Annotated in this window: 18 protein-coding genes; 7 read left to right on the forward strand and 11 right to left on the reverse strand. The window is 64.3% G+C overall.

The window, feature by feature from the left end; translation table 11 throughout:
* Positions 1-219: 219 nt before the first annotated feature.
* A complete protein-coding gene (locus tag KMZ29_RS07395) occupies positions 220-2505 on the forward strand; it encodes a spermidine synthase (protein WP_215623104.1) in 2286 nt (761 codons plus the stop codon).
* A gap of 43 nt (positions 2506-2548) precedes the next feature.
* On the opposite strand, the gene KMZ29_RS07400 is transcribed toward KMZ29_RS07395, so the two are convergent.
* The 8 genes from KMZ29_RS07400 to KMZ29_RS07435 all read right to left on the reverse strand — a co-directional run bounded on the left by KMZ29_RS07400 (position 2549) and on the right by KMZ29_RS07435 (position 12894).
* Positions 2549-4900: a putative bifunctional diguanylate cyclase/phosphodiesterase gene (locus KMZ29_RS07400; protein WP_215623105.1), complete on the reverse strand. Its 2352-nt coding sequence runs from the start codon at positions 4898-4900 to the stop codon at positions 2549-2551.
* A 273-nt stretch (positions 4901-5173) separates the two neighbouring features.
* Positions 5174-5959: a L,D-transpeptidase gene (locus KMZ29_RS07405; protein WP_215623106.1), complete on the reverse strand. Its 786-nt coding sequence runs from the start codon at positions 5957-5959 to the stop codon at positions 5174-5176.
* 249 nt (positions 5960-6208) lie between these two features.
* On the reverse strand, positions 6209-6970 hold the full coding sequence (locus KMZ29_RS07410) for an ABC transporter permease (RefSeq protein ID WP_215613038.1): 762 nt from the start codon (positions 6968-6970) through the stop codon (positions 6209-6211).
* The gene (locus KMZ29_RS07415; RefSeq protein WP_215623107.1) at positions 6967-7890 is read right to left on the reverse strand and encodes an ABC transporter ATP-binding protein; all 924 of its coding nucleotides are present in this window, start codon (positions 7888-7890) and stop codon (positions 6967-6969) included. The genes KMZ29_RS07410 and KMZ29_RS07415 overlap by 4 nt, the downstream gene beginning before the upstream one ends.
* Before the next feature lie 142 nt (positions 7891-8032).
* Positions 8033-8758: a hypothetical protein gene (locus KMZ29_RS07420; RefSeq protein ID WP_215623108.1), complete on the reverse strand. Its 726-nt coding sequence runs from the start codon at positions 8756-8758 to the stop codon at positions 8033-8035.
* 380 nt (positions 8759-9138) lie between these two features.
* Positions 9139-9297: a hypothetical protein gene (locus KMZ29_RS07425; protein ID WP_215624434.1), complete on the reverse strand. Its 159-nt coding sequence runs from the start codon at positions 9295-9297 to the stop codon at positions 9139-9141.
* A gap of 169 nt (positions 9298-9466) precedes the next feature.
* Positions 9467-12082 carry an ATP-dependent helicase gene (locus KMZ29_RS07430; protein WP_215623109.1) on the reverse strand — a complete coding sequence of 872 codons (2616 nt, stop codon included), beginning with the start codon at positions 12080-12082 and terminating at the stop codon, positions 9467-9469.
* 299 nt (positions 12083-12381) lie between these two features.
* The gene (locus KMZ29_RS07435; protein WP_369810085.1) at positions 12382-12894 is read right to left on the reverse strand and encodes a thioesterase family protein; all 513 of its coding nucleotides are present in this window, start codon (positions 12892-12894) and stop codon (positions 12382-12384) included.
* An 80-nt stretch (positions 12895-12974) separates the two neighbouring features.
* Between KMZ29_RS07435 and KMZ29_RS07440 the strand changes: the two genes are divergently transcribed.
* On the forward strand, positions 12975-14393 hold the full coding sequence (locus KMZ29_RS07440; RefSeq protein ID WP_215623110.1) for an FAD-binding oxidoreductase: 1419 nt from the start codon (positions 12975-12977) through the stop codon (positions 14391-14393).
* A 147-nt stretch (positions 14394-14540) separates the two neighbouring features.
* Here the strand turns inward: KMZ29_RS07440 and KMZ29_RS07445 are convergent, their stop codons facing one another.
* Together KMZ29_RS07445 and KMZ29_RS07450 are read right to left on the reverse strand one after the other, a co-directional pair.
* The gene (locus KMZ29_RS07445) at positions 14541-16238 is read right to left on the reverse strand and encodes a multicopper oxidase family protein (RefSeq protein WP_215624180.1); all 1698 of its coding nucleotides are present in this window, start codon (positions 16236-16238) and stop codon (positions 14541-14543) included.
* Between the two features lie 93 nt (positions 16239-16331).
* Positions 16332-16922 (reverse strand): Crp/Fnr family transcriptional regulator, encoded by a 591-nt coding sequence (locus KMZ29_RS07450; protein ID WP_215623111.1) that lies wholly within the window; start codon positions 16920-16922, stop codon positions 16332-16334.
* Between the two features lie 93 nt (positions 16923-17015).
* Between KMZ29_RS07450 and KMZ29_RS07455 the strand changes: the two genes are divergently transcribed.
* Together KMZ29_RS07455 and KMZ29_RS07460 are read left to right on the forward strand one after the other, a co-directional pair.
* Complete coding sequence (locus tag KMZ29_RS07455; RefSeq protein ID WP_215623112.1) at positions 17016-17492, forward strand: hypothetical protein; 477 nt, start codon at positions 17016-17018, stop codon at positions 17490-17492.
* Positions 17493-17615: 123 nt separating this feature from the next.
* The gene (locus tag KMZ29_RS07460; protein ID WP_215623113.1) at positions 17616-18902 is read left to right on the forward strand and encodes an MFS transporter; all 1287 of its coding nucleotides are present in this window, start codon (positions 17616-17618) and stop codon (positions 18900-18902) included.
* A 16-nt stretch (positions 18903-18918) separates the two neighbouring features.
* On the opposite strand, the gene KMZ29_RS07465 is transcribed toward KMZ29_RS07460, so the two are convergent.
* Positions 18919-19530: a TetR/AcrR family transcriptional regulator gene (locus KMZ29_RS07465; protein WP_215623114.1), complete on the reverse strand. Its 612-nt coding sequence runs from the start codon at positions 19528-19530 to the stop codon at positions 18919-18921.
* A 146-nt stretch (positions 19531-19676) separates the two neighbouring features.
* Between KMZ29_RS07465 and KMZ29_RS07470 the strand changes: the two genes are divergently transcribed.
* The 3 genes from KMZ29_RS07470 (at position 19677) to KMZ29_RS07480 (ending at position 25411) form a co-directional block, all read left to right on the forward strand.
* Positions 19677-20909 carry a cytochrome P450 gene (locus KMZ29_RS07470; RefSeq protein WP_215623115.1) on the forward strand — a complete coding sequence of 411 codons (1233 nt, stop codon included), beginning with the start codon at positions 19677-19679 and terminating at the stop codon, positions 20907-20909.
* Between the two features lie 151 nt (positions 20910-21060).
* Positions 21061-24738, forward strand: a complete 3678-nt coding sequence (locus KMZ29_RS07475; protein ID WP_215623116.1) for an AsmA family protein — start codon at positions 21061-21063, stop codon at positions 24736-24738.
* 91 nt (positions 24739-24829) lie between these two features.
* Entirely contained in the window at positions 24830-25411 is a 582-nt protein-coding gene (locus tag KMZ29_RS07480) for an NAD(P)H-dependent oxidoreductase (RefSeq protein ID WP_215623117.1), read from the forward strand.

Genomic DNA, 25411 nt, shown 5'->3' on the forward strand with positions numbered 1-25411 from the left:
GTGAATGGATGCCGTGCCCATCGTGCCCCCTTTGTTCCGGGGCACCAAAAACACGACACTTCACGAGCTACAAACAGGCGACAGATCACGAGCTACTGACAAAATAGGTTCCTGCGTCCTGCATTGCTCGCGATCTTGCCGTATGCTCTATCCGACCCATCCGGCACCCCTGCCGGATTTCCGCCTCCGGCTTTCAGCCGGGTTCAAGCCGGAGCTTTCATGATTCTGTCCGAGCCGTCCGTCGTCGCGGGCCAGCCGTCCATTGCCCGTAACCGGCTGGTCCTGGTGGTCTATACCGCCGCGATCTTCGTCAGCGCGCTGCTGCTGTTCTCGGTGCAGCCGCTGTTCACCAAGATGGTGCTGCCGCGGCTCGGCGGCTCGCCGGCGGTGTGGTCGGTGGCGATGGTGTTCTTTCAGTCGCTGCTGCTCGGCGGCTATGCCTATGCGCATTACCTGATGCAGATCCGCAACCGGACCGTTCCGGTGGCGATCCATTTCGCCTTGCTGGTGCTCGCGCTGCTGTCGCTGCCGCTGTCGATCGCGGGCGGGTGGGGCGAGCCGCCGACCTCGGGCTATGCAGTGTGGCTGCTCGGCCTGTTCGCGGTATCGATCGGGCTGCCGTTCTTCGCACTCGCCGCCAACAATCCGCTGCTGCAGGCCTGGTTCGTGCGCACCGGCCATCCCAACGGCCCCGATCCCTACTTCCTCTATGCCTCCTCGAATATTGGCAGTTTCCTGGCGCTGTTGACCTATCCGGTGCTGCTGGAGCCGATGTTCACGCTGCGCATGCAGAACCTGATCTGGACCGGCGGCTATGGCCTGCTGATCCTGCTGATCGCGGCTTGCGCCGTATTGATGCTGCGCTCGCCGGTCATGGCCGCGGCCGATATCCGCGCCGAGGACACCCACTCGCCGGCGCCGCCCCGGATCCTGCGCGCGCGCTGGATCTTTCTCGCCGCTGTCCCCTCGGGGCTGCTGATCGCGGTGACCGCGCATATCTCCACCGACGTCGCCGCCGCGCCGCTTCTGTGGGTGCTACCGCTGTCGCTGTATCTCTTGACCTGGGTGCTGGTGTTCCAGTCGCGCCCGCTGCTGCCGCATAAATGGATGCTGATGCTGCAACCGCTGGCGATTGCGGGCGTGATCGTGCTGCTCGCCTTCGGCGGCGAGCAGAACCTGCTGCTGACGCTCGGCGGTCATCAGTTGTGTTTCTTCGTCATCGCGATGGCGTGCCATGGCGAACTGGCGCGTACCCGTCCGGCCGCGAAATATCTCACCGGCTTCTACGTCGCGCTGTCGTTCGGCGGCATGGTCGGCGGCCTGTTCGCCGGGTTGATCGCGCCGTTCACGTTCTCCTGGATCGCCGAATATCCGATCCTGCTGGCGCTGGCGGCGCTGTGCCGTCCGTCCGGCGGCAATGAGAGGCTGCCGCGCTGGAGCCAATGGTACTGGCCGTTTCTCGCCGCGCTGGCGGTGGCACTGATCCTTCCGGCCTTCTACACGGGCAAGATGTTCACCTGGCTCGATGAACATCGGGTCTGGGTGATCGGCGCGGTCGGCGTGCTCTCAGCCTTGCTGGCGCTCGGATTGAATGCCAACCGCTGGAAGATTTTCGCGACTGTCGTGGTGGCGCTGGTCCTGCTGCGGGCCTATCCGTCCGACGACGGGCGGGTGGAAACCGTACGCAGCTTCTTCGGCGTCCACAAGATCGTGGTGACGCCGAACGGCCAGTATCACGTGCTGATGCACGGCACCACGATCCACGGTGCCGAGAAATTCCAGAACGACGACGGCACCCCGGTGACCGGCCGGCCCGAGCCGATCACCTATTACCACAAGGACGGCGGCATCGGTCAGGCGATCGCGGCGGTGCGCGAACGTAAAGGCGCGCCGCTGCGGGCCGCGGTGATCGGCCTCGGCTCCGGCACGCTGACCTGCGCCTCCGAACCGGGCGAGAACTGGAAGTTCTTCGAGATCGACCAGTCGATGGTCGATACCGCGAAGGACCCGAAATACTTCACCTACATCCAGAAATGCGAGCCGGACCTGAAGCCCGTGATCGGCGATGCGCGGCTGACCTTCGCCAGGGAGCCTGATGGCATCTACGACCTGATCGTCATCGACGCCTATTCATCGGACGCGATCCCGATCCATCTTGCCACCGAAGAGGCGATGAAGATCTACAAGGACAAACTGGCGCCGCAAGGTGCTGTCGTGATGCACGTCTCCAACCGGCACCTGGAGCTGTCCAGTGTCGTGGTCGGCATTGCGGACGCCAACGACCTCAAGAGCTGGGTCTACAACGAGGATTCCGGGCGCGACAACGAATACATCTTCTCGACCTCGGTGGTGGTTTCGGCGCGCGAGGATGCGGATGTCGGCAAGCTGGCGTCGTCGGAAGACTGGGCGCTGGAGGAAGCCGACGAGCAGCAGCGGGTCTGGACCGACGATTATTCCAACGTGCTCGGCGCGGTGTGGCGGCGGCTGAAGAACGGGGAAGAGTAACGTTCGGTTCCGATCGCTGCAGGACCTGCGCCGCTGCCAGTCGTCAGCCGGACGCTGCGTCGTCGTTGGGAGGCGGATATCCGGCCGCAGAATGCCCGCCTTCGAGCTTCTGCGCCAGCAATCCGGCGATCTCGCCCGCCGGGCGCGGATTCGAGAAAAAGAAACCCTGGATCTGGTCACAGCCGAGCTCGCGTAGCTTGTCGACCTGGTCTGCACTTTCCACACCTTCGGCGATCGTGGACATGCCTAGCCCCTCTGCGAGGGTCACGATCGCCCGAACGATCTTGATGCTCTCGTTTTGCGTCGCCACATCGTCGATGAACGACTTGTCGATCTTGATCCTGTCGAAGGGGAATCGCCGCAGGTAGCTCATCGACGAATATCCGGTACCGAAATCGTCGATGGCGAGCCGGACTCCGAGCTGCCGTAGTCGTTCAAGCGATCCCTTGTGCTTCTGCGTCGTTTCCATCAAGACCGATTCGGTCAGCTCGAGCTCCAGCGCGGATGGGGCAACGCCAAACCTGGCGAGGCTGTTCGCGACGATCCGATCGAGGTCGGACTCCCCCTTGAACTGTGCGGCGGAGATGTTCACCGCCACCAGCGGGGGCACCACCCCCTGGTCTCGCCAGAGTCTGATCTGCCGACAGGCCTGCTCGATCGCCCATTTTCCGATCGGCAGGATGCTCCCGGTGGTTTCCGCGATCGGAATAAAGACCGTCGGCAGCAGCAAGCCGCGCGTCGGATGGTTCCAGCGGATCAGCGCCTCCAGCCCGACGATCCTTCCGGATTCGAGTTCCACTTGCGGCTGGTAGTATAATTCGAACTCCTGGCGCTCGATCGCCAGATGCAGGTCGGCGGCGAGCATCATCCGCTCGCGCAACTGCCGATCGAGTTCGGCCATATGGAAGCGGAACTGGTTGCGCCCCTCGTCCTTCGCCCGGTAGAGCGCAAGGTCGGCCTTCCTCATCATCGCCTCGGGCCCGTCCGCGTCCGAGTCGTAGGGGACGATCCCGATGCTGGCGGTCGTATGTACCTGATTGCCATCGATCGAAAAAGGTGCGGCAAGGCTGGCGCCGATCTTGGTGGCCATCGCCTCGACGCCGACCAGGTCGGAAATATCGTCCTGCAGCACCGCGAACTCATCACCGCCGAAGCGGGCGACCAGGTCGGTTTCGCGCACGCAGCCCCGGAGGCGATCGGCGACCGCCCGCAGCAGCGCGTCCCCGGCCGGATGTCCCAGCGTGTCATTGATATCCTTGAAATGATCGAGATCGAGATAGTGTACGGCGAACGGATTGGCGCCGCGTTGAGAGCGAGCGAACGCCAGTTGCAGCCGTTCGATAAAGGCCGCCCGATTGGCGAGCCCGGTCAGAAGATCGGTTCGCACCATGGCCGCGATCTTCTCGTCTGCCGATTTTCGCTCGGTGATATCGTTGAGGACGCCCTCGATAGCGACGAGCCGGTGCTTCTCGTCGCGCACTGCGTATCCGCGTCCTTCGAGCCAGACGAGGGAGCCATCCGACTTCTTCAGGCGGAATTCGAGCAGGGTGGAATCCACCCTTCCTTCTATGATGGACTTGATGTCGGCCGCGATAGCAGGATGGTATTCGCTTTCGATGAGCTGCATCCATCTGCTCGGCGACGCCAGCAGTTCTTCGGCGTCGTAGCCGTATCGCCGGACGTTTTGCGACAGGTAGATCAGCCCGAACGGGGGCTGCGCGCTCAGCCGGTAAAGCATCGTCGGACTGTTTTCGACGATGCGGTTGGCGTCGGAGAATTTCTGCAGGCGGCGCGTTTGGGTGATCGCCGCGCCAACCAGTTCCGCCAGCGTCCTGAGTGCATCGATCTCGCGCGGTGACCATTTGCGTTCGCTGCGGCAATCATCGAAACCGATCAGACCCCACCATTGGTCCTCGGCAAACACGGGAACCGCCACCGCCGATTTGACGCCGCCAAGCTCGAAGAATCGGCGCACGGGATCCTCGAAATCCCGGGCGAGTCCCGCGACGGACTCGCCCCGCATGAGCTTCGGAATCCATGACTGAAGGCCGACCTCGACCATGGTGCGGCCCCGCGCATCATTGAAGCCGGCAGGCGTCGATATGCCGGCTGCACTCCACAGGTTGTGGCTTATGATGCGGCCCTCGTCGATTGGCCCGGTCGGATCGACTTCGAGCATGTGCATCCGGCCGACGCTGGTAGCGAGACCGATATGCTCGAGCACCTTCGGAATCGAGCGCGTCAGGTCGCTTGCGCGCAGCAATTCCTTCGCGCTTCTGGCGATGGCTTCAAGCAGCAGGTCGCGGCGGTGGGTTTCCAGCATCGCGAGAGAATTGGCCTGCCGCTCGCGATCCGATGCCTCCGACTGGTTTTGTGTTTTCAGCTTGTCGACCACGACGTCACCGGAAGGTGGGAGCCCCGTGCGAGCGCCCCTCAATGCAATTGTTTCAAATGATAGCGGGCAGCCGTCGACTTCCGGTTGCGGTGATCGTTCAAGTTGTCGGTAAACACGGTCAGCAAGCATAACGGCATGATGGAAGCCCGGCTCCGAAGCGCCCAAGGAAGCTCCCAAGTATGCCGCTGTTAACCTTGAGGATCAATTGACGAGCAGCAGCTTGCCGGCGCCTCGCTTGGGCGTGCACCAGCAGGCTCGATCGATGAGGACGCGTCAGTCTTGGTAGGTGAACAATCCGCGCGGCTGATAATACGGGCGCGGCTGATAGTAGCCCGGCGGCGCGTATTGCGGGGCATAGCCGCGATCGTAGTAATATTGCTCCCGCGGATAGACCTGCGCGCCATGGAGGCGCCGGTTGCGCGGCGCCGGATAGCGCGCTTCGTTCGAAGAGCCGTCGGCCGGATAGATATAGCCGTCATCGGCTTGGGCCCGGGACTCGACCTGCGGCGCGACCTCGCCCGGCTGCGGCGTCAGCACGATCGGATCGCCGGCGGCGTTGTATTGCGGCGCTGCGTCGCGGCGCGCCACGGCGGTGTTGCCGCGGCCCCGCGGGTTGCGCGCCAGGGCGATCTGCGAGGAACCGGTCAGGTTCACGGTGGTGTTGAGCACGCCTTCTTTTTCCACCAGTGCATACAGCGTTGCAGCGTTGGCGCGCGACAGCCGCACGCAGCCGTGCGAGGCCGGGCTGCCGAGGCGGCTCACCGAGTCGGTGCCGTGAATGGCGTGGCCGATCTTGGTGAAGAAGATCGAATGCGGCATCGGCGCGTCGTCGAATTCCCTGGAGTAGTGGTCTGCCTCCATGCGGAAGGTCTTGAAGCTGCCATTCGGCGTCTCGTAGGACGGCAGGCCGGTCGACACCGGCCACTGGTAGCGCTCGACGCCGTCGATCGCGACCGTCATCAGCTGCGCATTCTTGTCGACGGTGATGGAGACCTTGGCTTGGGCGGCGCCGGTGGCGAACAGCAGCAGGCCGGCGAAAGCAATGAGGAAGGAACGCATCTTACCTTTGGCCTCCAGGCCCGCTTGCAGCGCCGCGGCTCTCCGTCCCCCGGCAACCAATATGCCCGGATTCCGGTTTTGGTTCCAGTGCCCTCACAGCATCGTTAATGCGGCGCGCGGCGCAAACAAGGCGGAGGCGGGGCGCAATCCGGCCGCTGGTGCTGACGTTTTCGCGAGTGGGATGCGCGACTGCCGTTAGACGTCATTCCGGGTCCGGTCGTTCGGACCATCCCGGAACGACGCTCCGCGTCAATTCTTCAGCCGGTACCCGGTCCGGAAGATCCACCACACCGCGACCATGCAGAGGCCGAGGAACGCCAGCGTGATGCCGACGCTGAGACCCACGCTGACGTCGGAGATTTCGTAAAAGCTCCAGCGGAAGCCGCTGATCAGATAGACCACCGGATTGAGCAGCGTGATGGTGCGCCAGCCCGACGGCAGCATGTTGACCGAGTAGAAGCTGCCGCCGAGGAAGGTCAGCGGCGTCACCACCAGCATCGGGATCATCTGCAGCTTCTCGAAGCCGTCGGCCCAGATGCCGATAATGAAGCCGAACAGGCTGAAGGTGACGGCGGTCAGCACCAGGAAGGTCAGCATCCACCAGGGATGCAGGATGTGCAGCGGCACGAACAGCGCGGCGGTGGCGAGGATGATCAGGCCGAGGATGATCGACTTGGTCGCGGCGGCGCCGACATAGCCGAGCACGATCTCGAAAGACGACACCGGCGCTGACAATATTTCGTAAATGGTGCCGACGAATTTCGGAAAGTAGATGCCGAACGAGGCGTTGGCGATGCTCTGCGTCAGCACCGACAACATCACCAGCCCCGGCACGATGAAGGTGCCGTAGCTGACGCCCTCGACCGAGGTGATTCGCGAGCCGATTGCAGCACCGAACACCACGAAATACAGCGAGGTGGAAACCACCGGCGAGACGATGCTTTGCAGCAGCGTGCGCCAGGTGCGCGCCATTTCGAACAGGTAGATCGCGCGGACGGCCCGGAAATTCATGGCGCCCTCACCAGACTGACGAAGATGTCTTCCAGCGAACTCTGCCTGGTATCGAGATCCGAGATGCGGATACCGGCGCTCCGGAGGTCGCTGAGCAGGCTGGTAATGCCGGTGCGATCGCCCTTGGTGTCGTAGTCGTAGGTCACGGCGCGGCCATCGTCCGACAGTTCGAGGTTATAGGCGGCAAGGCTGGCGGGGATCACATCGAGTTTGGCCTGCAGGTGCAGCTTCAACTCTTTCTTGCCGAGCTTTTGCATCAGGTCGGCCTTGTCCTCGACCAGGATGATTTCGCCCTTGTTGATGACGCCGATCCGGTCGGCCATCTCCTCGGCCTCTTCGATGTAATGCGTGGTGAGGATGATGGTGACACCCGACGCCTGCAGCGCCCGTACCACCTCCCACATGCCCTTGCGCAATTCGACGTCGACGCCCGCGGTCGGCTCGTCGAGAAACAGGACCTGCGGCTCGTGCGACAGCGCTTTCGCGATCATCACGCGGCGTTTCATGCCGCCGGACAGCGTGACGATCTTGGAATCCTTCTTGTCCCACAGCGACAGGTCCTTCAGCACCTTTTCGATATGGGCGGAGTTTTTCGGCTTGCCGAACAGGCCGCGGCTGAAGCTCACGGTCGCCCACACCGTCTCAAACGCGTCGGTGTGCAGTTCCTGCGGTACCAGCCCGATCAGCGAGCGCGCGGCGCGATAATCGGCGTTGATGTCATGGCCGCCGACGCTGACGCGGCCTTCGCTCGGATTGGCGATGCCGCAGACGATGCTGATCAGCGTGGTCTTGCCGGCGCCGTTCGGTCCCAGCAGGGCAAAAATCTCGCCGCGATTGATCTCGAGGTTGATGCCGTTCAGCGCCTTGAAACCGGAGCTGTAGGTCTTCGACAAATTTGCAACAGATATGATGGGAGCCATGCGGGACTTGATGGTCTGAATTGAAAATTGCGGGAGGCCTGGAGCGGCACTGCGGCGCGTTTCGGGCAGGCAGGGGCGAGCAGCAACAGATAGGAACGGAGAAGTCGAAATGCAATCGGTGCCCGCGCTGAAACCATTCGGTTCAACTGCTCAATAAATCACCGGGATTCCTGGCGGCTTCGAAGCGGGGGATGAGGTCGGCGGGAAGCGACACCAGTTTCGCCGAGCGATCGATCGAATCGCCGAAAATGGCGGCGCCCGCGATCTGTTTGGCGAGCCGGGTGTATTCGGACCAGATCAGGTAAAGCATCAGGGGCGGCTGCTCTCCGTTTGCCAGCAAGCGCCCACAGCGCTCGACGGCGCCTTCCGTGAGCCACCATCGCTGCGACAGCGTCACCAGCTTCCTGAAATTGCGCAGCGTGCCGGATTGTTGCGCCGGAGGGACGCCGGCCAGTTCGGCGCAGTGGGTAAGCCAGTTGAGGCCGGCCACAATGGCAATGGAGAAATCCGCCGTCGCGGTGCCGGTGAAATCGATCACGGTGTCGGCATGGGGACGCTGGAAAAGATAGGCATCGATCATTTCGAGCTGACGGGAAGCGGCGCTCAGCAGCCCGGAATCATGACCGGGCACCGCCATCACGTACTGCATCGCTTCCAGCCGGGTGTGATCCCAGACCGAGCCGACATCGCCGTCGACGTCCGACAGCGTTCGCTTGCAGGCCGGATAGATCAGTTTGCCCTGGTCGACGTCGGCGAGATATCGGGGAACGCGCTTGCCGAGGTCATCGAGGAGAACGTCGGGTGGGACGAAGCCTCCCGGCGATCGCTTCGCCGCCGGGCTCTCAGACGACTGCCTTTTCGAATGCAACCAGCCGAACAATCCGCTGCCCCGATGAAGGGTTCATGCAGACCTTAACCCCGATCTAGCCAACTATCGACCGCCTTTTTTTGGCCGCGGGTCGGACTCGATCGGGTTCCGGCGATTACGTCTCTTGATTGCCTGAGGGGCGATCGTTCTTGTAACCCAGCGGCCTGCCGGTGGATCGGTTGATCAGATGCATCCGTGTACAGGACGGGCATGTGACAAATACGTAGGTATTGTCATCGGCAGGCTTCTCGTCGTCCGGCCAGGTGTGCTGGACGTTCAGGCCCGTTTGCGGACATTGAAAGACGAAGGCTGCCATGGCCTAGTTGAGGCGCAGGCATACCGCACCGGCATTGACCGGCATCAATTCGCGCGGTGGGTCCTTACTTTCTCTTGGGTGGGGGGTGCTCGTCCTTGGCCGCTTCCTCGGCGAGCAGCTTCAACAGCATCTGGCGCCGGGCCTCATCCCTGTTGTTCGGGTCGGCCAGGAGCTTTCGGTAATGTTCAAGATTCTGCTGGTGGATAAATCTTTCCAGATCCATGGAGGGCTCTCCGAAGGATGAAGAAATTTTTATTCTGCGCCCATAACCGCCGCACGTCCAGATTTCCGCGAGAATAATTTGCGACAATAGTACTTACGGATGTTCAGGAGCCAGAATTGCGTCAAAAGCCAACGAGTCCGGACGTGTGCTCAGTCGCCCATGCAGGTTCTCACACCCGCTCGACGAAACTATCGACCACCTTCTTCTCGCCGGCCTTCTCGAACGCGATGGTGAGCTTATTGCCGTCGATCTTCACTACGTTGCCGTAGCCGAATTTCTGGTGAAACACGCGGTCGTCCAGCGAAAATTCCGACGTGGTGCCGGTGGATTTCGCGATCAGCTCGCCTTCGATGGTCAGGGGCGCGCGCTTGTTGCGCGAGAAGCCCTCGCCCCGCGAACTCGAGGTATCGCTGCGCGAACCTGAGGTATCGCTGCGCGAACCTGAGAACGGTGACTGGCTTTCATTGAAACCGCCGCCGGCCTGTCCGCCGCCCCGGCCGCCATTCTGGCTGCGGGCACGCTGGGCCTGCGCGCGCTGCCAGCCCGGCGTCGAATAGCTGGAGCCGAAGGATTCCACATTGTCGAAGCGCGAGGGGCCGTAGCCGCCGCTGCCGCCCCAGCCCGAGCCGCCCTTGGATTCCGTGATCTCGACATTCGGCGCCGGCAGCTCATCGAGAAACCGCGACGGGATCGTGGTCGACCACGTGCCGTGAATGCGGCGGTTGGTGGCGAAATAGAGTTTGGCGCGGCGGCGCGCGCGGGTCAGCCCGACATGGGCGAGGCGGCGCTCTTCTTCAAGGCCGGCGCGGCCCTGTTCGTCGAGCGTGCGCTGGCTCGGAAACAGGCCTTCCTCCCAGCCGGGCAGGAACACGTTGTCGAATTCCAGCCCCTTGGCCGAATGCAGCGTCATCAGCGAAACCGCATCGTCCTCGGCGCCGCCGTCGCGGTCCATCACCAGCGAGATGTGTTCGAGGAACCCCTGCAGGTTCTCGAATTCCTCCATCGAGCGCACCAGTTCCTTCAGGTTCTCGAGCCGGCCGGCGGCGTCGGCGGAGCGATCCTTCTGCCACATTTCGGTGTAGCCGCTCTCGTCGAGCACGATCTCGGCCAGTTCGGTATGCGAGGTCACCTCGCGCTGCGCGCGCCAGCGATCGAAACTGGCGATCAGGTCGCGCAGGGACCCGCGCGCCTTCGGCTTCAGCTCATCGGTCTCGACCACGGCGCGGGCGGCCTCGAACAATGGAATCCGGCGCTTGCGGGCGTGGTCGTGCAGCATCTGCACGGTGGCGTCGCCGAGCCCGCGCTTCGGCACGTTGACGATGCGCTCGAAGGCGAGGTCGTCGGCCGGCGAATTGATGGTGCGCAAGTATGCCAGCGCGTCGCGGACTTCGGCGCGTTCGTAGAACCGCGGCCCGCCGATCACGCGATAGGGCAGGCCGAGCGTGACGAAGCGGTCTTCGAATTCGCGCATCTGGAACGAGGCCCGCACCAGGATCGCGATGTCGTTGAGCTTGTTGCCGGCGCGCTGCAGTTCCTCGATCTCCTCGCCGATGGCGCGGGCTTCTTCTTCCGAATCCCAGGAGCCGGTGACGGTGACCTTCTCGCCGTCGACGTCTTCGGTGCGCAGCGTCTTGCCGAGCCGGCCTTCATTATGGGCGATCAGGTGCGAGGCGGCGGCGAGGATGTGGCCGGTGGAGCGGTAGTTGCGTTCGAGGCGAATGACCTTGGCGCCGGGAAAATCGTGCTCGAAGCGCAGGATGTTGTCGACCTCGGCGCCGCGCCAGCCATAGATCGACTGGTCGTCGTCTCCGACGCAGCAGATGTTCTTGGGGGGATTTGGCGCCGTCATTCCGGGCTGCGCTGAAAGCGCAGACCCGGAATCCCGAGTTGAATCCTGTGCCGCCCGAGATTCCGGGTTCGCATCTTCGATGCGCCCCGGAATGACCGAGGAGGGGGGGACGCCCGGCTTCGACGGGGCCTGCGCCAACAGCCGCAGCCACAGATACTGCGCAACGTTGGTGTCCTGATATTCATCGACCAGGATGAACTTGAAGCGGTGCTGGTATTGCCGGAGCACGTCGGGGTGTTCGCGGAACAGCCGGATGTTTTCCAGCAGGAGATCGCCGAAATCGGCGGCGTTGAGAATTTTCAGGCGCTCCTGATAGGCCGCATAGAGCTTGCCGCCGCGGCCGTTGCCGAAAACAGCGGCTTCGCCCGGCGGCACCTGCGACGGCGTCAGCCCGCGGTTCTTCCAGCCGTCGATCAGTCCTGCCAGCATGCGGGCCGGCCAGCGCTTGTCGTCGATATTGTCGGCGGCGAGCAACTGCTTAAGCAGCCGGATCTGGTCGTCGACATCGAGCACGGTGAAGTTGGATTTCAGCTGCACCAGTTCGGCGTGGGTGCGCAGGATGCGGCCGCCGATCGAATGGAAGGTGCCGAGCCACGGCATGCCTTCGACGGCTTGGCCGAGCATTTGCCCCAGCCGCAGCTTCATCTCGCGCGCGGCCTTGTTGGTGAAGGTGACGGAGAGGATTTCGCCGGGCCGGGCGCGGCCCTGGCTGAGAATGTGGGCGATCCGGCAGGTCAGCACGCGGGTCTTGCCGGTGCCGGCCCCCGCCAGCACCAGCACGGGACCGTCAAGCGTTTCCACCGCCTCGCGCTGCTCGGGATTGAGACCGGAGAGGTATTGCGGGGTCGCGGCCGCCCGCGCACGCGCGGCGATGCCGCCGGCCGCAGGCTGGTGGTCGGGGACGCCGTGAGGGCTCAGTCTTTTCGGTTCGGTCATATCGCGAATCGTCTTCCGCCCACGATGGCACCGCGGGGCCGTGAAGGGGAGCCTTCATAGCAGGATTGAAGGGCATATAGGGCTTTGCCGGCGGTTTTGACAGGTTTTATCCCGTGCCAAGACAGGCGCCATTCCCGCCGCCCGGGGCGGACTTTGTTCGCGGGGGGTATCGGGATTTTGAGCGGTTTCGCAACCGGACCGCTGCGGAACTTGCGTTTCCGGCCTGGATCGTTTGCGGAAGCAGGATGCGCGAGGCCTGCGGCCGCGCACGCGGCCAGCCTGAAGCGCTAATTGAAGCGCTACTTGGAGGGCATCGCAATCCTGCGGCCGACGCCCTCGGGGCGCGCCACCGCCGCGTGGGCCTTCGCCACCGCCGCGATGCGGGCGCGGATGTCGGGCGGAAACGGCGCCGTCTTCCGGGCGTTCATGTCGATGTGAATGGTCATGTTTTCCGAGGTGGCGGACAGCCAGCCCTCGGTGGCGTGGCGCAACTCCTCGAACGTGTGCAGCCGCTTTTCGTCGGCGCCAAGCAGAAAAACCGAAATCTGCACGGGATCGCCGAGATGGATCTCGCGCAAATAGCGCACGTGGCATTCCGCGGTAAAGGTCGAGCCGTTGCGCTCCTTCATGTAGGCCGGCCCAATCCCGAGCTGCAGCCACATTTCGTCGATCGCGCGGTCGAACATCACATTATAATAGGCCATGTTGAGATGGCCGTTATAGTCGATCCACTGCGGCTCGATCTGCATCACCGACGACAAGAACGGCGAGGGCGGAAGCGGCATATCCTTGGCGGCGGCGGCAGTCGTCATCGATCCATCCCTGTCTGTCCGATCTGGTCTCTTGACCCCTTATATATCCTTTGCCACGGTCTTTTCGCCGGGAGGATATCGTGAGCCTGATCATCACCAATAATTTGCCGCGGCCGGAGCCGCAGGCGCTGGCCAGCACCGTCGAAGCGCTCGCCGCGCGGTTCGGCAACCGTCTGATCACCTCGCAGGCGGTCCGCGAACAGCATGCCCATACCACGACCTGGTTGCCCTCGCAGCCGCCGGACGCCGTGGTCATGGCGCAGGAGACGTCGGATATCCAGGACGTGGTGCGGATTTGCGCCAAGTATGGCGTTCCCGTGATCGCGTTCGGCACCGGCACCTCGCTGGAGGGGCAGGTGAATGCGCCGGCTGGCGGGATCTGCATCGACCTGCGCGACATGAACCGGATCCTTGAAGTCCACACCGAGGATCTGGATTGCGTGATCCAGCCCGGCGTCACCCGCAAGGCGCTGAACGAGCATCTGCGCGACCAGGGATTGTTCTTTCCGATCGATCCCGGCGCCGACGCCTCGCTCGGCGGCATGGCGTCGACGCGCGCCTCCGGCACCAATGCGGTGCGCTACGGCACCATGCGCGACAACGTGCTGGCGCTCAAAGTGGTGCGCGGCGACGGCGAGATCATCACCACGGGCACGCGGGCGAAGAAATCCTCGGCCGGCTACGACCTGACGCATTTGTTCGTCGGCGCCGAAGGCACGCTCGGCATCATCTCCGAACTCACCATCAAGCTGCGCGGCATCCCCGAAACCATCGCGGCGGCGGCGTGTTCGTTCGAGACCGTGCGTGGCGCCTGTCAGGCCACCATCCTGGCGATCCAGACCGGCATTCCCGTGGCGCGCATCGAGCTGCTCAATGCCGCGCAGGTCAAGGCCTGCAATTCCTATTCGAAGCTGTCGCTGCCCGAGACGCCGCTGCTGCTGCTCGAATTCCACGGCAGCGAGATCGAGGTCGCCGAGCAATCGAAGAATTTCAAGGAAATCGCCGCAGAATGCGGCGGCGGCGATTTCACCTGGACCACCAGGCCCGAGGACCGCACCAAGCTCTGGCAGGCGCGGCATGACGCCTATTGGTCGGTCAAGGCGCTGCGTCCCGGCGCCGGCGTGGTGGCGACCGACGTCTGCGTGCCGATCTCGCGGCTCGCCGATTGCGTCACCGAGACCGAAGAGGACCTGAAGCGGCTCAATCTCCTGTCGCCGATCGTCGGCCATGTCGGCGACGGCAATTTCCACTGCTCGCTGCTATGCGACGTCGACGACGCGGAAGAGATGGCGCGCGGCGAGGATTTCATGCACCGGCTGGTCGAGCGCGCGCAATCGATGGGCGGCACCTGCACCGGCGAGCACGGCATCGGGCAGGGCAAGCAGAAATACCTTGAAGCCGAACTCGGCCCCGAGGCGCTCGACGCCATGCGCGCGCTGAAGAAAGCGCTCGATCCGCAGAACATCTTCAACCCCGGAAAGATATTGCCGGCGGTATAGGGCCGGTTTCTGCACACAACGTCAACGCCTGTGCCTCGTTACCCCGAAGCGGACCTGGATTCCGACTGCGGACGCTGTCGCGTCAGTGAAACGGAGCTATGGCGCCAACGCTCAATGCGGACCGCCCACGAAAAGTCGTGCCGCGCGTCAGGGGACCAGTTCGAATTGCAGCATCATCTCATTGTCTTCATGCTCGAGCACATGGCAGTGCCACGGATATTTTCCGGGAACGCCATCGAAGCGCGCAATGATGCGGACGACCTCACCGGGATCGGCCCGAACGGTATCTTTCCATCCGCGTTCCTGGGGTGGCGGCGGGATGCGGCCGCCGCGCAGATAGGGCTCGGCTGAAATCGGATCGGGACCTTCGCCCGGGATCTCCGCGTTCCATGCCTTCAAGTAATCGTCGCCGTCGAACTTCTGGCGATCGAGCACTTGAAAGCGGACCAGATGCAGGTGGATCGGATGGGCGTCCTCCGTGGGGTTGATCAGGTGCCACACTTCGGTATCGCCAATCTTGCACTGGATCGTGACCGGCGCATCCCACTTTCGCCCGTTGAGCAGGACGAGCGTCGGCTCGCCTTTCGCGTTCTTGTATTCGCTGAAGGCCATGTAGCGCACTTTGGCATCCCGCTCCGGCAACGGCGCGACAGTACGCAGCTTGTCGGGAACGCGCGCCGTGTCCGGCCGGGCAAGCCGTCTGCCGACACGGAATTCCATGACATTTGCCGTGGTTCGGCGGTCCGGGGCCTCGCCGTTCGGATAGGGCGTCGGTGCATCGTTCAAGAGGCGGATCGATCCGCGCGCGCCGCGGAAGTCGACGATAACGTCCGCTCGCTCGGCCGGCGCCAGCAACAGGCGACGCACTTCCACCGGGGCCGGCAACAGCCCCTGATCGGTCCCGATCTGCAGGAAGCTGCGGCCGTCGGCGAGACGCAACTGGTAGAAGCGCGCGTTGGAGCCGTTGAGAATGCGCAGCCGGTACTTCCGCGGCTCGACTTCCAGATGCGGCCACACTTTGCCGTTCACGAGAATCGTGTCGCCGAAGAACTCCGGAACCCATGGTCCCGGACGATCCGCCGATCCTGTCGACTCCGCAATCGGGTAAGTCAGCGAGCCGTCAGCCGCAAAGCTGCGGTCCTGGATCATGAGCAGGACTTCGTGGTCGCCCCCCGGCAGGCCGAGGGCGTCCTCATGGTCGTCGCGGATGAGGTAGGCGCCGGCAAGTCCTGCATGGACATTGAGCCGCGTCTGGCCGATGGCGTGATCGTGATACCAGAGCAGGCAGGCATCCTGCTGGTTTGGATATTCATAGATCTCCCGCGTCCATTCGGCTCCGCGCCGAGCGAACCCGTTGGTGAACCAGGCGTCGGGCCGGCCGTCGCTGTCTGGCGCCACGACGGCGCCGTGGAGATGCACGACGGTCTTGGTCGGCGGTTCGCCGTGATGGGTGCCATGCAGATGCGGGTCGAACGCCTGCGGGATCAGGAAATCGCCGTCAGGAATTTCATTGACCCAGCGAACGAAGATCCTCCGCCCGGTGCGGACATCGAGCGTCGGTCCGGGAAATTGACCCGCATAGGCCCACAGCGGCGTCGGTGGCAGGTCGCGGTGCAGGCGCTGACGGACAGCGCGCATCGCGATCTCGTAGAGCGGGCTGCCTTCGTGGCTGCCGCTCGGTTTCAGCGCCTGGTCGAGCCGGGGCAGGGGATCGACGAATTTCTGCAATTTCGGACTGCCGGCATGACTTGCAGCCGGGCCGTGGCTTCGTGCGCCCTTCGGGGACAGCGACAGACCGGCAACGACGCCACCGCCGATCCAGAGCAGGCGTCGTCTCGATAACATTGCCACCCCATTTGTTCCTTGCCTGATGATCCATTCCCGCCGCCGCCTTGGCAAGGGCATTGGCCGGCTAGTCTGCCTTCCGCCGACGGGTCTTCATTTGACGAGGCTCAACAGGCCGGGGCGCGGCTCGAACAGCTCTCCTGCCCCGATCATCGACGCGAGTGCGCGATACAGCGCTTCGTGCGTCAAACCAAGCTCGGCGGCCCACGCCTTCTTGGTATGGTTGAGTTTGACCGCGTCATTGCGGCCCTCCGTCTCGATGAAGTGGCAGATTCGCTCGCGCGCGGTTCGGAGCATCAGACGTTCGCTCTGGGCGCGGGCGCGGCGCAACTCCGCGCTGACATAGCCGATCCAGGCGTCCCTGAAATGCGCGGTCGCCAGCGCCCTTTGAAAAGCATCCCGGGGGATGGCGACAACGCGCGATCGTTCGATCACCACGGCATTGCAGTGATAGGAGGCCTGGTCGAGGCTGGCCTCGGCGATGAAACCTCCGCGCGATCGCTGCAGGGTGATGTCTGCACCGGCAGAAGAGGTGCGCACCAGCCTGATTTCGCCGTGCAGCACGCAATGCATCGCTTTCGGTCTTGCGCCCTGCGCGAACAGCAGGGTTCCCTTGGCAAGATCCCGCTCCGAAGCGGCCTTCAGTGCGTCGGCAGGCAATGCCGACAGCAATTTCTCTGACATGAGCATTTTCCTGGATTCGCTCGGCCTTATGATCCAAATCATATGGGCCGATGGCGGGCCGCGCTACGGTGCCGAATGATCGAGAGGGGATTTATGCGAATTCTGGTGGCCATCGTTGCCGCGGTTCTGGCCGGCGGCGGCGCGACACTCGCTGTCGCCCAGCATCACCACCGGCATGATTCTTCCGTCCCGCGCACGCCGGACGCCCGGCAGTTCGTCAAGTTTCCTGCGGCATTGGTCGAGGACACGCTCGCCAACATGCGCGATCATCTGCAGGCGCTGCAGGAGATTCAGTCGCAACTCGGCATGGGTCATGCGGACAAGGCCGCCAGCATCGCGGAGACGCGGCTCGGAATGTCGTCGCTGGGGCTGCACGGCGCTGCGGAAGTTTCCAAGCACATGCCGCAGGGAATGCAGGATGCCGGGACGGCGATGCACCGCGCGGCCAGCCGGTTTGCAATCGCAGCCCAGGATACGGTTGTTACCGGCGACCTGAAGCCGGCATTTGCGGGACTTGCCGAAATCACGGCGCAATGCGTCGGTTGTCACGCCAGTTACCGCATAAAGTAGCGCCGCAACGCCGGCACGATGTTCGCTTCGGGTCAAGAGCAGCGATAACGCCGCGCGGGGGTACGTAAAAGCAAAGATTGATCGGCTGCACATATCCGGATATCCCGACAGCAAAGGTATCCGATGCGGCTTCCCTTCTTTTACGGCTGGGTCATCGTCGTCGTGACGTTCGTCACCATGGCGATCGGCGTCAACGCGCGCACGGCGTTTTCGCTGTTCTTCCCGCCGATCATCGACGAGTTCGGCTGGGAGCGCGGCGTCACCGCCGGCGCCTTCTCGTTCGGCTTCGTGGTTTCCGGCGCGGTGAGCCCGCTGATCGGCCGCATGATGGACCGCTATGGCCCGCGTGCGGTGATGGAACTCGGCGTCGCGTTGATGGCGGGCGGCCTGTTGCTGGCGCCGTTGACGACGCAGCCCTGGCATCTGTACCTGACGATCGGCGTCATGGTCGGCGCCGGCAGCGTCTGTCTCGGCTATTCCGGCCAGTCGCTGTTCCTGCCCAACTGGTTCAACCGCCGGCGCGGCCTCGCCATGGGCCTTGCCTTCGCCGGCGTCGGCATCGGCTCAGTCACCCTGCTGCCCTGGGTGCAGCTGATGATCGAGCAGACCGGCTGGCGCACCGCCTGCACCGCGATGGGCATCATGATCCTGGTCGTGCTGGCGCCGATCAATCTGTTGCTGCGCAAGCGCCCCGAGGACGTCGGGCTCTTGCCCGACGGCGATGCCGCACTGACGGCGGCATCGGCGAAGCCGATATCGAACATCGTCGATCTCGCCTGGGCCGGCATCGACTGGACCCTGCGGCGCGCGATGCGAACCGCGCGCTTCTGGTGGCTCTCGCTCGGCTATTTCTGCGGCTTGTACGTCTGGTACGCGGTGCAGGTTCACCAGACCAAATACCTGCTCGACATCGGTTTCAGCTCCGGCGTCGCGGTCTGGGCATTGGGCGTGGTCAGCCTGCTCGGCATTCCCGGCCAGATTTGGCTCGGACATCTCTCCGACCGGATCGGGCGCGAATGGATCTGGACGGCGAGCTGCATGGGTTTTGCGATCTGTTTCGCGGCCCTGATCGCGCTGAAGTTTTATCCGACCGTGCTGCTGGTCTACCTGATGATTCTGACGCAAGGCGCGCTCGGCTACGGCATGACCTCGATCATAGGCGCGATCGTGCTGGAGATTTTTCAGGGCAAGCAATATGGCAGCATTTTCGGCACCATCATGCTCGCCGCGCTGGCGGGAGGCGCCGCGGGACCCTGGTTCACCGGCTTTCTGCATGACCTTTCCGGCAGTTACACGGTCGCCTTTGCGATCGGCATCGGACTGAGCGTGCTGTCCGCGGTCGCGATCTGGCAGGCGTCGCCCGGCAAGGTGCGCGCCGTTGCCGGCCAGTTGCATAAAGCGCAAGGCTGAGCCGCTGGAGCCTTCCTCAGCTCGATGAGATACCCATCCCTCGCTGCAGATCGCCGATGGCGCGCAGGAAGCTGTCGGCCGGCGTGGTCTCCGGGTCGATCAGGCGGTGCAGACGGAAGCCGTCCTCCAATGCCAGCAGGATCGCGCCGGCCCATGTCGGATTGAGAGACTGGTTCTTCCCGTTGTTCTTCAACGTGGTCTCGACGATATCCGCGACCAGTTTTCGTCGGGCCCGCAGCCGCTTGGCGAGATCGGGTCTGCGCTTTTCGGCGCGCGCCACAAACAGGATCATTTCCATGTGCAGAAGTGGAGAACGCCCGAGCGGATCCTGCTGGCTGCGATCCATGGTCTTCAGCGCATCAATGAAGTCCGCGAGACTCTTGTGCTTGGCGAGAAGATCGAGACTGCGCCTGATGGATTGCGCGACGTGATCCTCGATCATGGCGATGATCAGCTCGTCCTTGCTCTTGAAGTTGGAATAGAACGCCCCGCGGCTGAAGCCGGCCGCCGCCGCGATGGCCTCGATGCTGGCGCCCCCGATGCCCTGTTCCTCGAACACGCGCGCCGCTGCCTCGAACAGCTTTTCGCAGGTGTCGTCCCTGGTCGGTCTGGTTCGAACTCTTGACATCGATCAATTTTAGGTCAGAATGCAACTCGATACAATAGTGTATCCAATTTCAATTGGTCCGGATGACAACCGGTCCGGCCCCCGAGGACAGCGCCAATCCGCCCGAATGGGCGGGCATTTCAGCGCGGCAACTGATTGAGGTCACCATGAACGAGCATGTTCAGACGACGACCAGCGCGCCGCTTTTCAATCCCTTGGCGCCGGAGTTCATTCGCGACCCCTATCCGCATTACGAGCGGCTGCGCACCACCGATCCGATGCATCTGACGCCCCTCGGCATGTTCGTGGCGAGCCGCCACGCCGAGGCCAGCCTGGTGCTGCGCGACAAGCGTTTCGGCAAGGACTATGTCGAGCGCTCGAAGCGGCGCTACGGGCCGCAGATCATGGACGAGCCGGTGTTCCGCAGCATGAGCCACTGGATGCTGCAGCAGGACCCGCCCGACCACACGCGGCTGCGCGGCCTGGTGGTGAAAGCCTTCACCGCGCGCCGGGTCGAGGACATGCGTCCGCGCATCCAGCAGGTGGTCGATGACACGCTCGACCGCATCGCTCCCCAGGGGCATATGGACCTGATCGAGGATTTCGCGTTTCGGCTGCCGGTGACGATCATCTGCGACATGCTCGGAATTCCCGAGGAGCACCGCGAGACCTTCTACAACGGCTCGCGCGACGGTGGCCGCCTGCTCGATCCGGTGCCGCTGACGAAGGCTGAAATCGAGCAGGGCAACGCCAGCAACGCGATGGCCCAGATGTATTTCCAGCAACTGTTCGAGTTGCGGCGGAAGAATCCCGGCGACGATCTCACCACGCAGCTGGTGCAGGCCGAGGAAGACGGCAGCAAGCTCTCCAACGAGGAACTCACCGCCAATATCATCCTGCTGTTCGGCGCGGGCCACGAGACGACCGTCAACCTGATCGGCAACGGGCTCCTGGCGCTCTACCGCAACCCCGATCAGCTCGCGCTGCTCAAGGCCAACCCCGCGCTGATCACCAACGCCATCGAAGAATTCCTGCGCTATGATTCCTCGGTGCAGATGACCGGCCGGGTGGCGCTGGAAGACATCGACGACCTCGGAGGCAAGAGAATCCCGAAGGGCGAGACCGTGCTCTGCCTGCTGGGTTCGGCCAATCGTGACCCGGCGGTTTATCCCGACCGGCCGGAGCGTCTCGATATCACCCGCCCCAAGATCCGTCCGCTGTCCTTTGGCGGGGGCATCCATCTTTGCCTCGGCGCCCAACTGGCGCGAATCGAGGCGGAAGTCGCGATCGCGACCCTGTTGCGGCGGCTGCCGGACCTGCGGCTCGACGACGCCGAGAATCCGGAATGGCGGCCGACCTTCGTGCTGCGCGGCCTCAAGCGGCTGCCCGCAAGCTGGTAACGGCCTCCGGCGCGGAGCCGTCGCACGCGCCGCTGTGACTTCGCCACTATTGCCTCTATATATGGTCCTGCTCCGGCGTTGATGTCAGCGTGGCGGCGGGTGGGCCGTCCCGGGCCGCCATCGCGCCGGGACGTGCCCAAAGGGAGACACCGTGCAGACGACGCTGCTCGGATTGGCGATTGCCTTCATCATTGCGCTGGTAGCCGCGCTGATCGGGCCGTACTTCATCGACTGGAACCAGTTCCGGCCGCAATTCGAAGCCGAGGCCACTCGGGTGATCGGCGCGCCGGTGCGCGTCGCCGGTAAACTGGACGCGCGTCTGCTGCCGGCGCCGTCGCTTCGGCTGCGCTCGGTGACGGTCGGCGGCGCCAACGACCTCGGCAAGGTTCGCGCCGACAAGCTCGACGTCGAGTTCAGCCTGGGCTCGCTGATGCGCGGCGAATGGCGCGCCACCGAACTGACCATCAACGGCATGGCGCTCGATCTCGGCCTGGATTCGCAAGGAAAGGTCGACTGGCCGGCATCGTCAGGGAGATTCAATCTGGGGTCGCTGGCGATCGACCGGTTGAACCTGACCGGCCGCATTGCGCTGCACGACGCCTCGAGCCGCGGCACGCTGGAGCTGAATGACATCGCCTTCAGCGGCGATGTGCGTTCGCTGGCCGGTTCGGTGCGCGGCGATGGCAATTTCGTGCTTTCAGGGGTGCGTTATCCGTTCCGGGTGTCATCCGGTCAGACCCCCGACGGCAACGGCACCCGCGTTCATCTCAACATCGATCCCGGCGCGCGTGCGTTATCGGCCGATCTCGACGGCGTGCTCTCTTTCGAGGCGCGCGCGCCGCGCTTCGAAGGCGCGGTAACGCTGGCCACTCCCGCCGGACTCAAGACCACCACAAATGTGCCCATCACGCCGTGGCGAATATCGGCCAAGGCAAAAGCCGATCCATCCGCCGCGCGGCTCGAGCAAATCGAGGCGAGCTACGGCACGGAGGACAACGCGCTGAGATTTTCAGGCGCCGGCGACCTTCGCTTCGGCGCTTCGCCGCTGCTTCGCGTCACGCTATCGGCGCGGCAGCTCGACGCCGACCGGTTCGTCGCCAAGGGCGACGGCGCCGGCGAGCCGGTGCGGCTGCTGCCGGGCTTGCGCGCATTGATGGCCGCGTTCCCGCAGACTTCTCCTGTCCCGGCGCAGATCGAACTGAGCGCCGAACAGATCATGCTGGGCGGACGCCCGGTGCAGAATCTTGCCGCCGCGCTGCAGACCGACGCCAGATCCTGGAGCATCGACCGGCTGGAGTTTCGGGCGCCGGGCGCGACCCGCGTCAGCCTGAGCGGTTTCAACCCGCAGCCCGGCAGCTTCACCGGCGCGCTTAGCGTCGATTCTTCCGATCCGGATGCCCTGGTGACCTGGCTGCAGGGCCGCGGCGAGGTGATCCATCGCAGTCAAAAGCCGCTGCGGCTGCACGGCGATCTGACCGTGGGTCAGGATCGCGTTGGGCTCGAAGCCATGAAGGCCGAGATCGAGGGCAACACCGTCGAGGGGCGGGTTGCGATTTCCACGGGAGGCGGCGGCTCGCGGTTCGAGGCCGGGTTGAAGGCGGAACGTCTCGATCTCGACGCCGCGATCGCTTTGGCGCGTTCGCTGGCGGGTCCGCAAGCCGAGTGGCCGGACGAGGCGCAGCTCACGCTCGATATCGGCCGCGCTACATCGGCCGGTCAGGAACTGCGGCCCTTGATCGCGAAGCTCGGCTATGGCGCGAAGATGTTCTCGCTGGATCAGCTGAAGATCGGCGAGGCCGGCAGCGTGATGGTCGAGGGCGCGGGAAGTTTTGACCGCGTCAACACCACCGGAAAGCTGACGCTGAATTCGAGCGCCGCGTCGCTCGCACAGATCAGCGGCCTGATCGCGCCGCTGGCGCCGGCGGTCGCGGCGCGGCTCAATGCGATCACGGCTGGTCCCGGCCCTGCGCGCCTCAAGCTGTTGCTCGATCTCGACAAGAACCCTCAGCAGGCCGATCGCGCCAGCGCGCGCGCCGTGTTCGATTTCGACGTGCCGCGGCTCAAGGGCACCGCCACGATCACGGCAAGGCCCGTGATCGCCGCGGTACGCGGGATCGATCTCGATGCGCTCGGGCGCAGCGAGATCAACATCGAATCGAAACTGTCCGCAGAACAAGGCCGTTCGTTGCTGGCGCCGCTGGGGCTCGATCGCGTGATCGGCGCGGGCGATGGCCCGGCGCAATTCGAGGGCTCTTTGGCGGGCGTTTGGCGTGCGCCGTTGCGGCTGAAGGTGAAGATTTCGGGAACCGGTCTCGACGCCGAAGCCGAGGGGACGGCCGAGCCGTGGGCGGCCGAGCCGAAGGCCAGCGTCAACTTGAAGGCTCGCAGCGTCGATCTCACGCCGCTGTTCGATCTCAAACCATCCGATAGCCCTCCGCGGAATATCAGCCTGTCGTCGCGCGTCTCGCTTGCGGGCAACAGGCTGAGCTTCGACGATCTCGACAGCACGATATCGGGCTCGAGGTTGCGCGGCCGCGTGGCGCTGGTCCTTGACGAGGAAAAGAACGTCGAGGGCGAAGTCGGCCTCGATACGCTCGACCTCGGGTCGGCCTTTGCACTTGCGATCGGCGCGGCGGGACACGATGCCGCCGAGCCGCTCGGATCCGGGCTCTTGAAGGGCTGGCGCGGCCGCATCGCGTTTCAGGCGCTGCGCGGCGCGCTGCCGGGCGGCGGCGAGTTGCGTCCCGTCAGCGGCGCGGTCAGGAGCGACGGCCAGTCGTTGAGCTTCGATGCGATCAAGGGCGGCATCGGCGGCGGCGAGGCGAGCGCCAATATCGACGCCAGAGCGACCGCCAATGGAATCGCCTTGAATGCGCGCGTCCAGTTCAGCGGCGTCGAAGGTGCTGCGCTACGCTATCGCGGGCTGAAGATGCCCGAAGGCCGCGCCTCGATGCAGATGACGCTGGCGAGCCAGGGCCGCAGCGCGTCCGCGCTGACCGGCGCCTTGTCCGGAAGCGGAACGGTGACGCTGGAATCCGCTCGCATCGCCGGGCTCGACCCGCGAGCCTTCGAGGCCGCGGTCCGCGCCAGCGACGGCGGGCAGGCGACCGACGACGCCAGGCTGCGGCAGATCGTCGAGCCGGCGCTGTCGGCCGGCGCGCTGTCGGTCAAGTCGGCGCAAATTCCGTTCAACATCAGGGACGGGCGGATCCGCGTCGGTGCGACCACGCTCGAGGCCGAAGGCGCGCGCGTCATCGTGTCGGGCGGCTACGATATTCCCGCCGACCAGGCCGACATCCGCGCCAACCTGGCCTCGACGGCGGCCGGGTCGGCGACGAGCCGCGCGGAAATTCAGTTGTTCGCCGCGGGCCCGCCCGATGCGCTCGACCGCACGGTCGACGTCGCGGCGCTGTCGTCATGGCTGGCGGTGCGGGCGATCGATCGTGAAACCCGAAGGCTCGAAGCGATCGAGCGCGGCGAGCCGCCCCCGCCATTGCCGGCTTCGCTGCCGCCGCCTGCGACCGCGCCGTCTTCGACCGAGCCACCGGAGGCGGCCTTGCCTCCGCTGCCAACTTCCGAAGTGCCGATTCCCGGCCGCGATCCACGCCGGCCTGCGCCGAAGGCCAAGGCCGCCGTGCCGCGTCCGCCGGGCGCGGCGCCGATCCCCAACGCGGCGAGCCCGGCAAGTTCCAATGCACCCGTGGCGAGCCAGCAGCAGGCGGCGCCGCTGCCGCCGCCGATCGAGGTCAAGCCGGCGCCGAACGTGGTGCGTCAGCCGCCGAAGCCGCGGCCGCCGCTGGTGCTGACGCCGCCGGTTGCCAATCCATAAATAACCGGCGTTTTGAGACTCAGACCTTGCGCAATATCAATGAGCTGTCTGAGGGAACACGCGATGAAGGTTTCCCTCCAGGGAGCAACACATGGCCAAGCGCATCGCGATCATCCAGGGCCATCCAGACCCGGCGGGCCATCGCCTGTTACACGCGATGGCCGACGCTTATGCCGAAGGTGCAACTGCAGCAGGGCACGAGGTTCGTCGCATCGAAGTCGCGAAGCTCGAGTTTTCTCTTCTGCGCACGCAGGTGGATTTCGAGACCGGCGCGTTGCCGCCGGCTCTGGTGCAACCGAGCGACGACATGCGCTGGGCGGAGCACTGGGTGTTTCTGTTTCCCCTCTGGCATGGAACCATGCCGGCGCTGTTCAAGGGTTTTCTCGAACACATTTTCAGGCCCGGCTTTGCCATGGAGTACAAGAAGGAAGGTTTTCCGAAACGACTGCTCGCCGGCCGTTCGGCCCGCATCGTCGTGACCATGGGAATGCCGGTACTGCTTTATCGCTGGTACTTTGGTGCCTATGGACTGCGGGCTTTCGAGCGCAGCATGCTGAGCTTCGCCGGAATCAAACCTGTCCACGAGAGCCTTTACGGGCTCAGCTTTGCCGATCAAAAGAAGCGGGCGCGCTGGCTCGAGGACCTGCGCAGGCACGGCGGGCGCGGTGATTGA

Origin of the sequence: Bradyrhizobium sediminis (assembly GCF_018736085.1) — a bacterium.
In the GTDB taxonomy this organism is placed as follows: Bacteria; Pseudomonadota; Alphaproteobacteria; order Rhizobiales; family Xanthobacteraceae; genus Bradyrhizobium; species Bradyrhizobium sediminis.

Bases quoted from the DNA above. Each gene is read 5' to 3' on its own strand.
- KMZ29_RS07395 (WP_215623104.1), top strand. From the start codon at position 220: ATGATTCTGTCCGAGCCGTCCGTCGTCGCGGGCCAGCCGTCCATTGCC.
- KMZ29_RS07405 (WP_215623106.1), bottom strand. From the start codon at position 5,959: ATGCGTTCCTTCCTCATTGCTTTCGCCGGCCTGCTGCTGTTCGCCACC.
- KMZ29_RS07410 (WP_215613038.1), bottom strand. From the start codon at position 6,970: ATGAATTTCCGGGCCGTCCGCGCGATCTACCTGTTCGAAATGGCGCGC.
- KMZ29_RS07415 (WP_215623107.1), bottom strand. From the start codon at position 7,890: ATGGCTCCCATCATATCTGTTGCAAATTTGTCGAAGACCTACAGCTCC.
- KMZ29_RS07425 (WP_215624434.1), bottom strand. From the start codon at position 9,297: ATGGATCTGGAAAGATTTATCCACCAGCAGAATCTTGAACATTACCGA.
- KMZ29_RS07430 (WP_215623109.1), bottom strand. From the start codon at position 12,082: ATGACCGAACCGAAAAGACTGAGCCCTCACGGCGTCCCCGACCACCAG.
- KMZ29_RS07435 (WP_369810085.1), bottom strand. From the start codon at position 12,894: ATGACGACTGCCGCCGCCGCCAAGGATATGCCGCTTCCGCCCTCGCCG.
- KMZ29_RS07445 (WP_215624180.1), bottom strand. From the start codon at position 16,238: ATGTTATCGAGACGACGCCTGCTCTGGATCGGCGGTGGCGTCGTTGCC.
- KMZ29_RS07450 (WP_215623111.1), bottom strand. From the start codon at position 16,922: ATGTCAGAGAAATTGCTGTCGGCATTGCCTGCCGACGCACTGAAGGCC.
- KMZ29_RS07455 (WP_215623112.1), top strand. From the start codon at position 17,016: ATGCGAATTCTGGTGGCCATCGTTGCCGCGGTTCTGGCCGGCGGCGGC.
- KMZ29_RS07460 (WP_215623113.1), top strand. From the start codon at position 17,616: ATGCGGCTTCCCTTCTTTTACGGCTGGGTCATCGTCGTCGTGACGTTC.
- KMZ29_RS07465 (WP_215623114.1), bottom strand. From the start codon at position 19,530: ATGTCAAGAGTTCGAACCAGACCGACCAGGGACGACACCTGCGAAAAG.
- KMZ29_RS07470 (WP_215623115.1), top strand. From the start codon at position 19,677: ATGAACGAGCATGTTCAGACGACGACCAGCGCGCCGCTTTTCAATCCC.
- KMZ29_RS07480 (WP_215623117.1), top strand. From the start codon at position 24,830: ATGGCCAAGCGCATCGCGATCATCCAGGGCCATCCAGACCCGGCGGGC.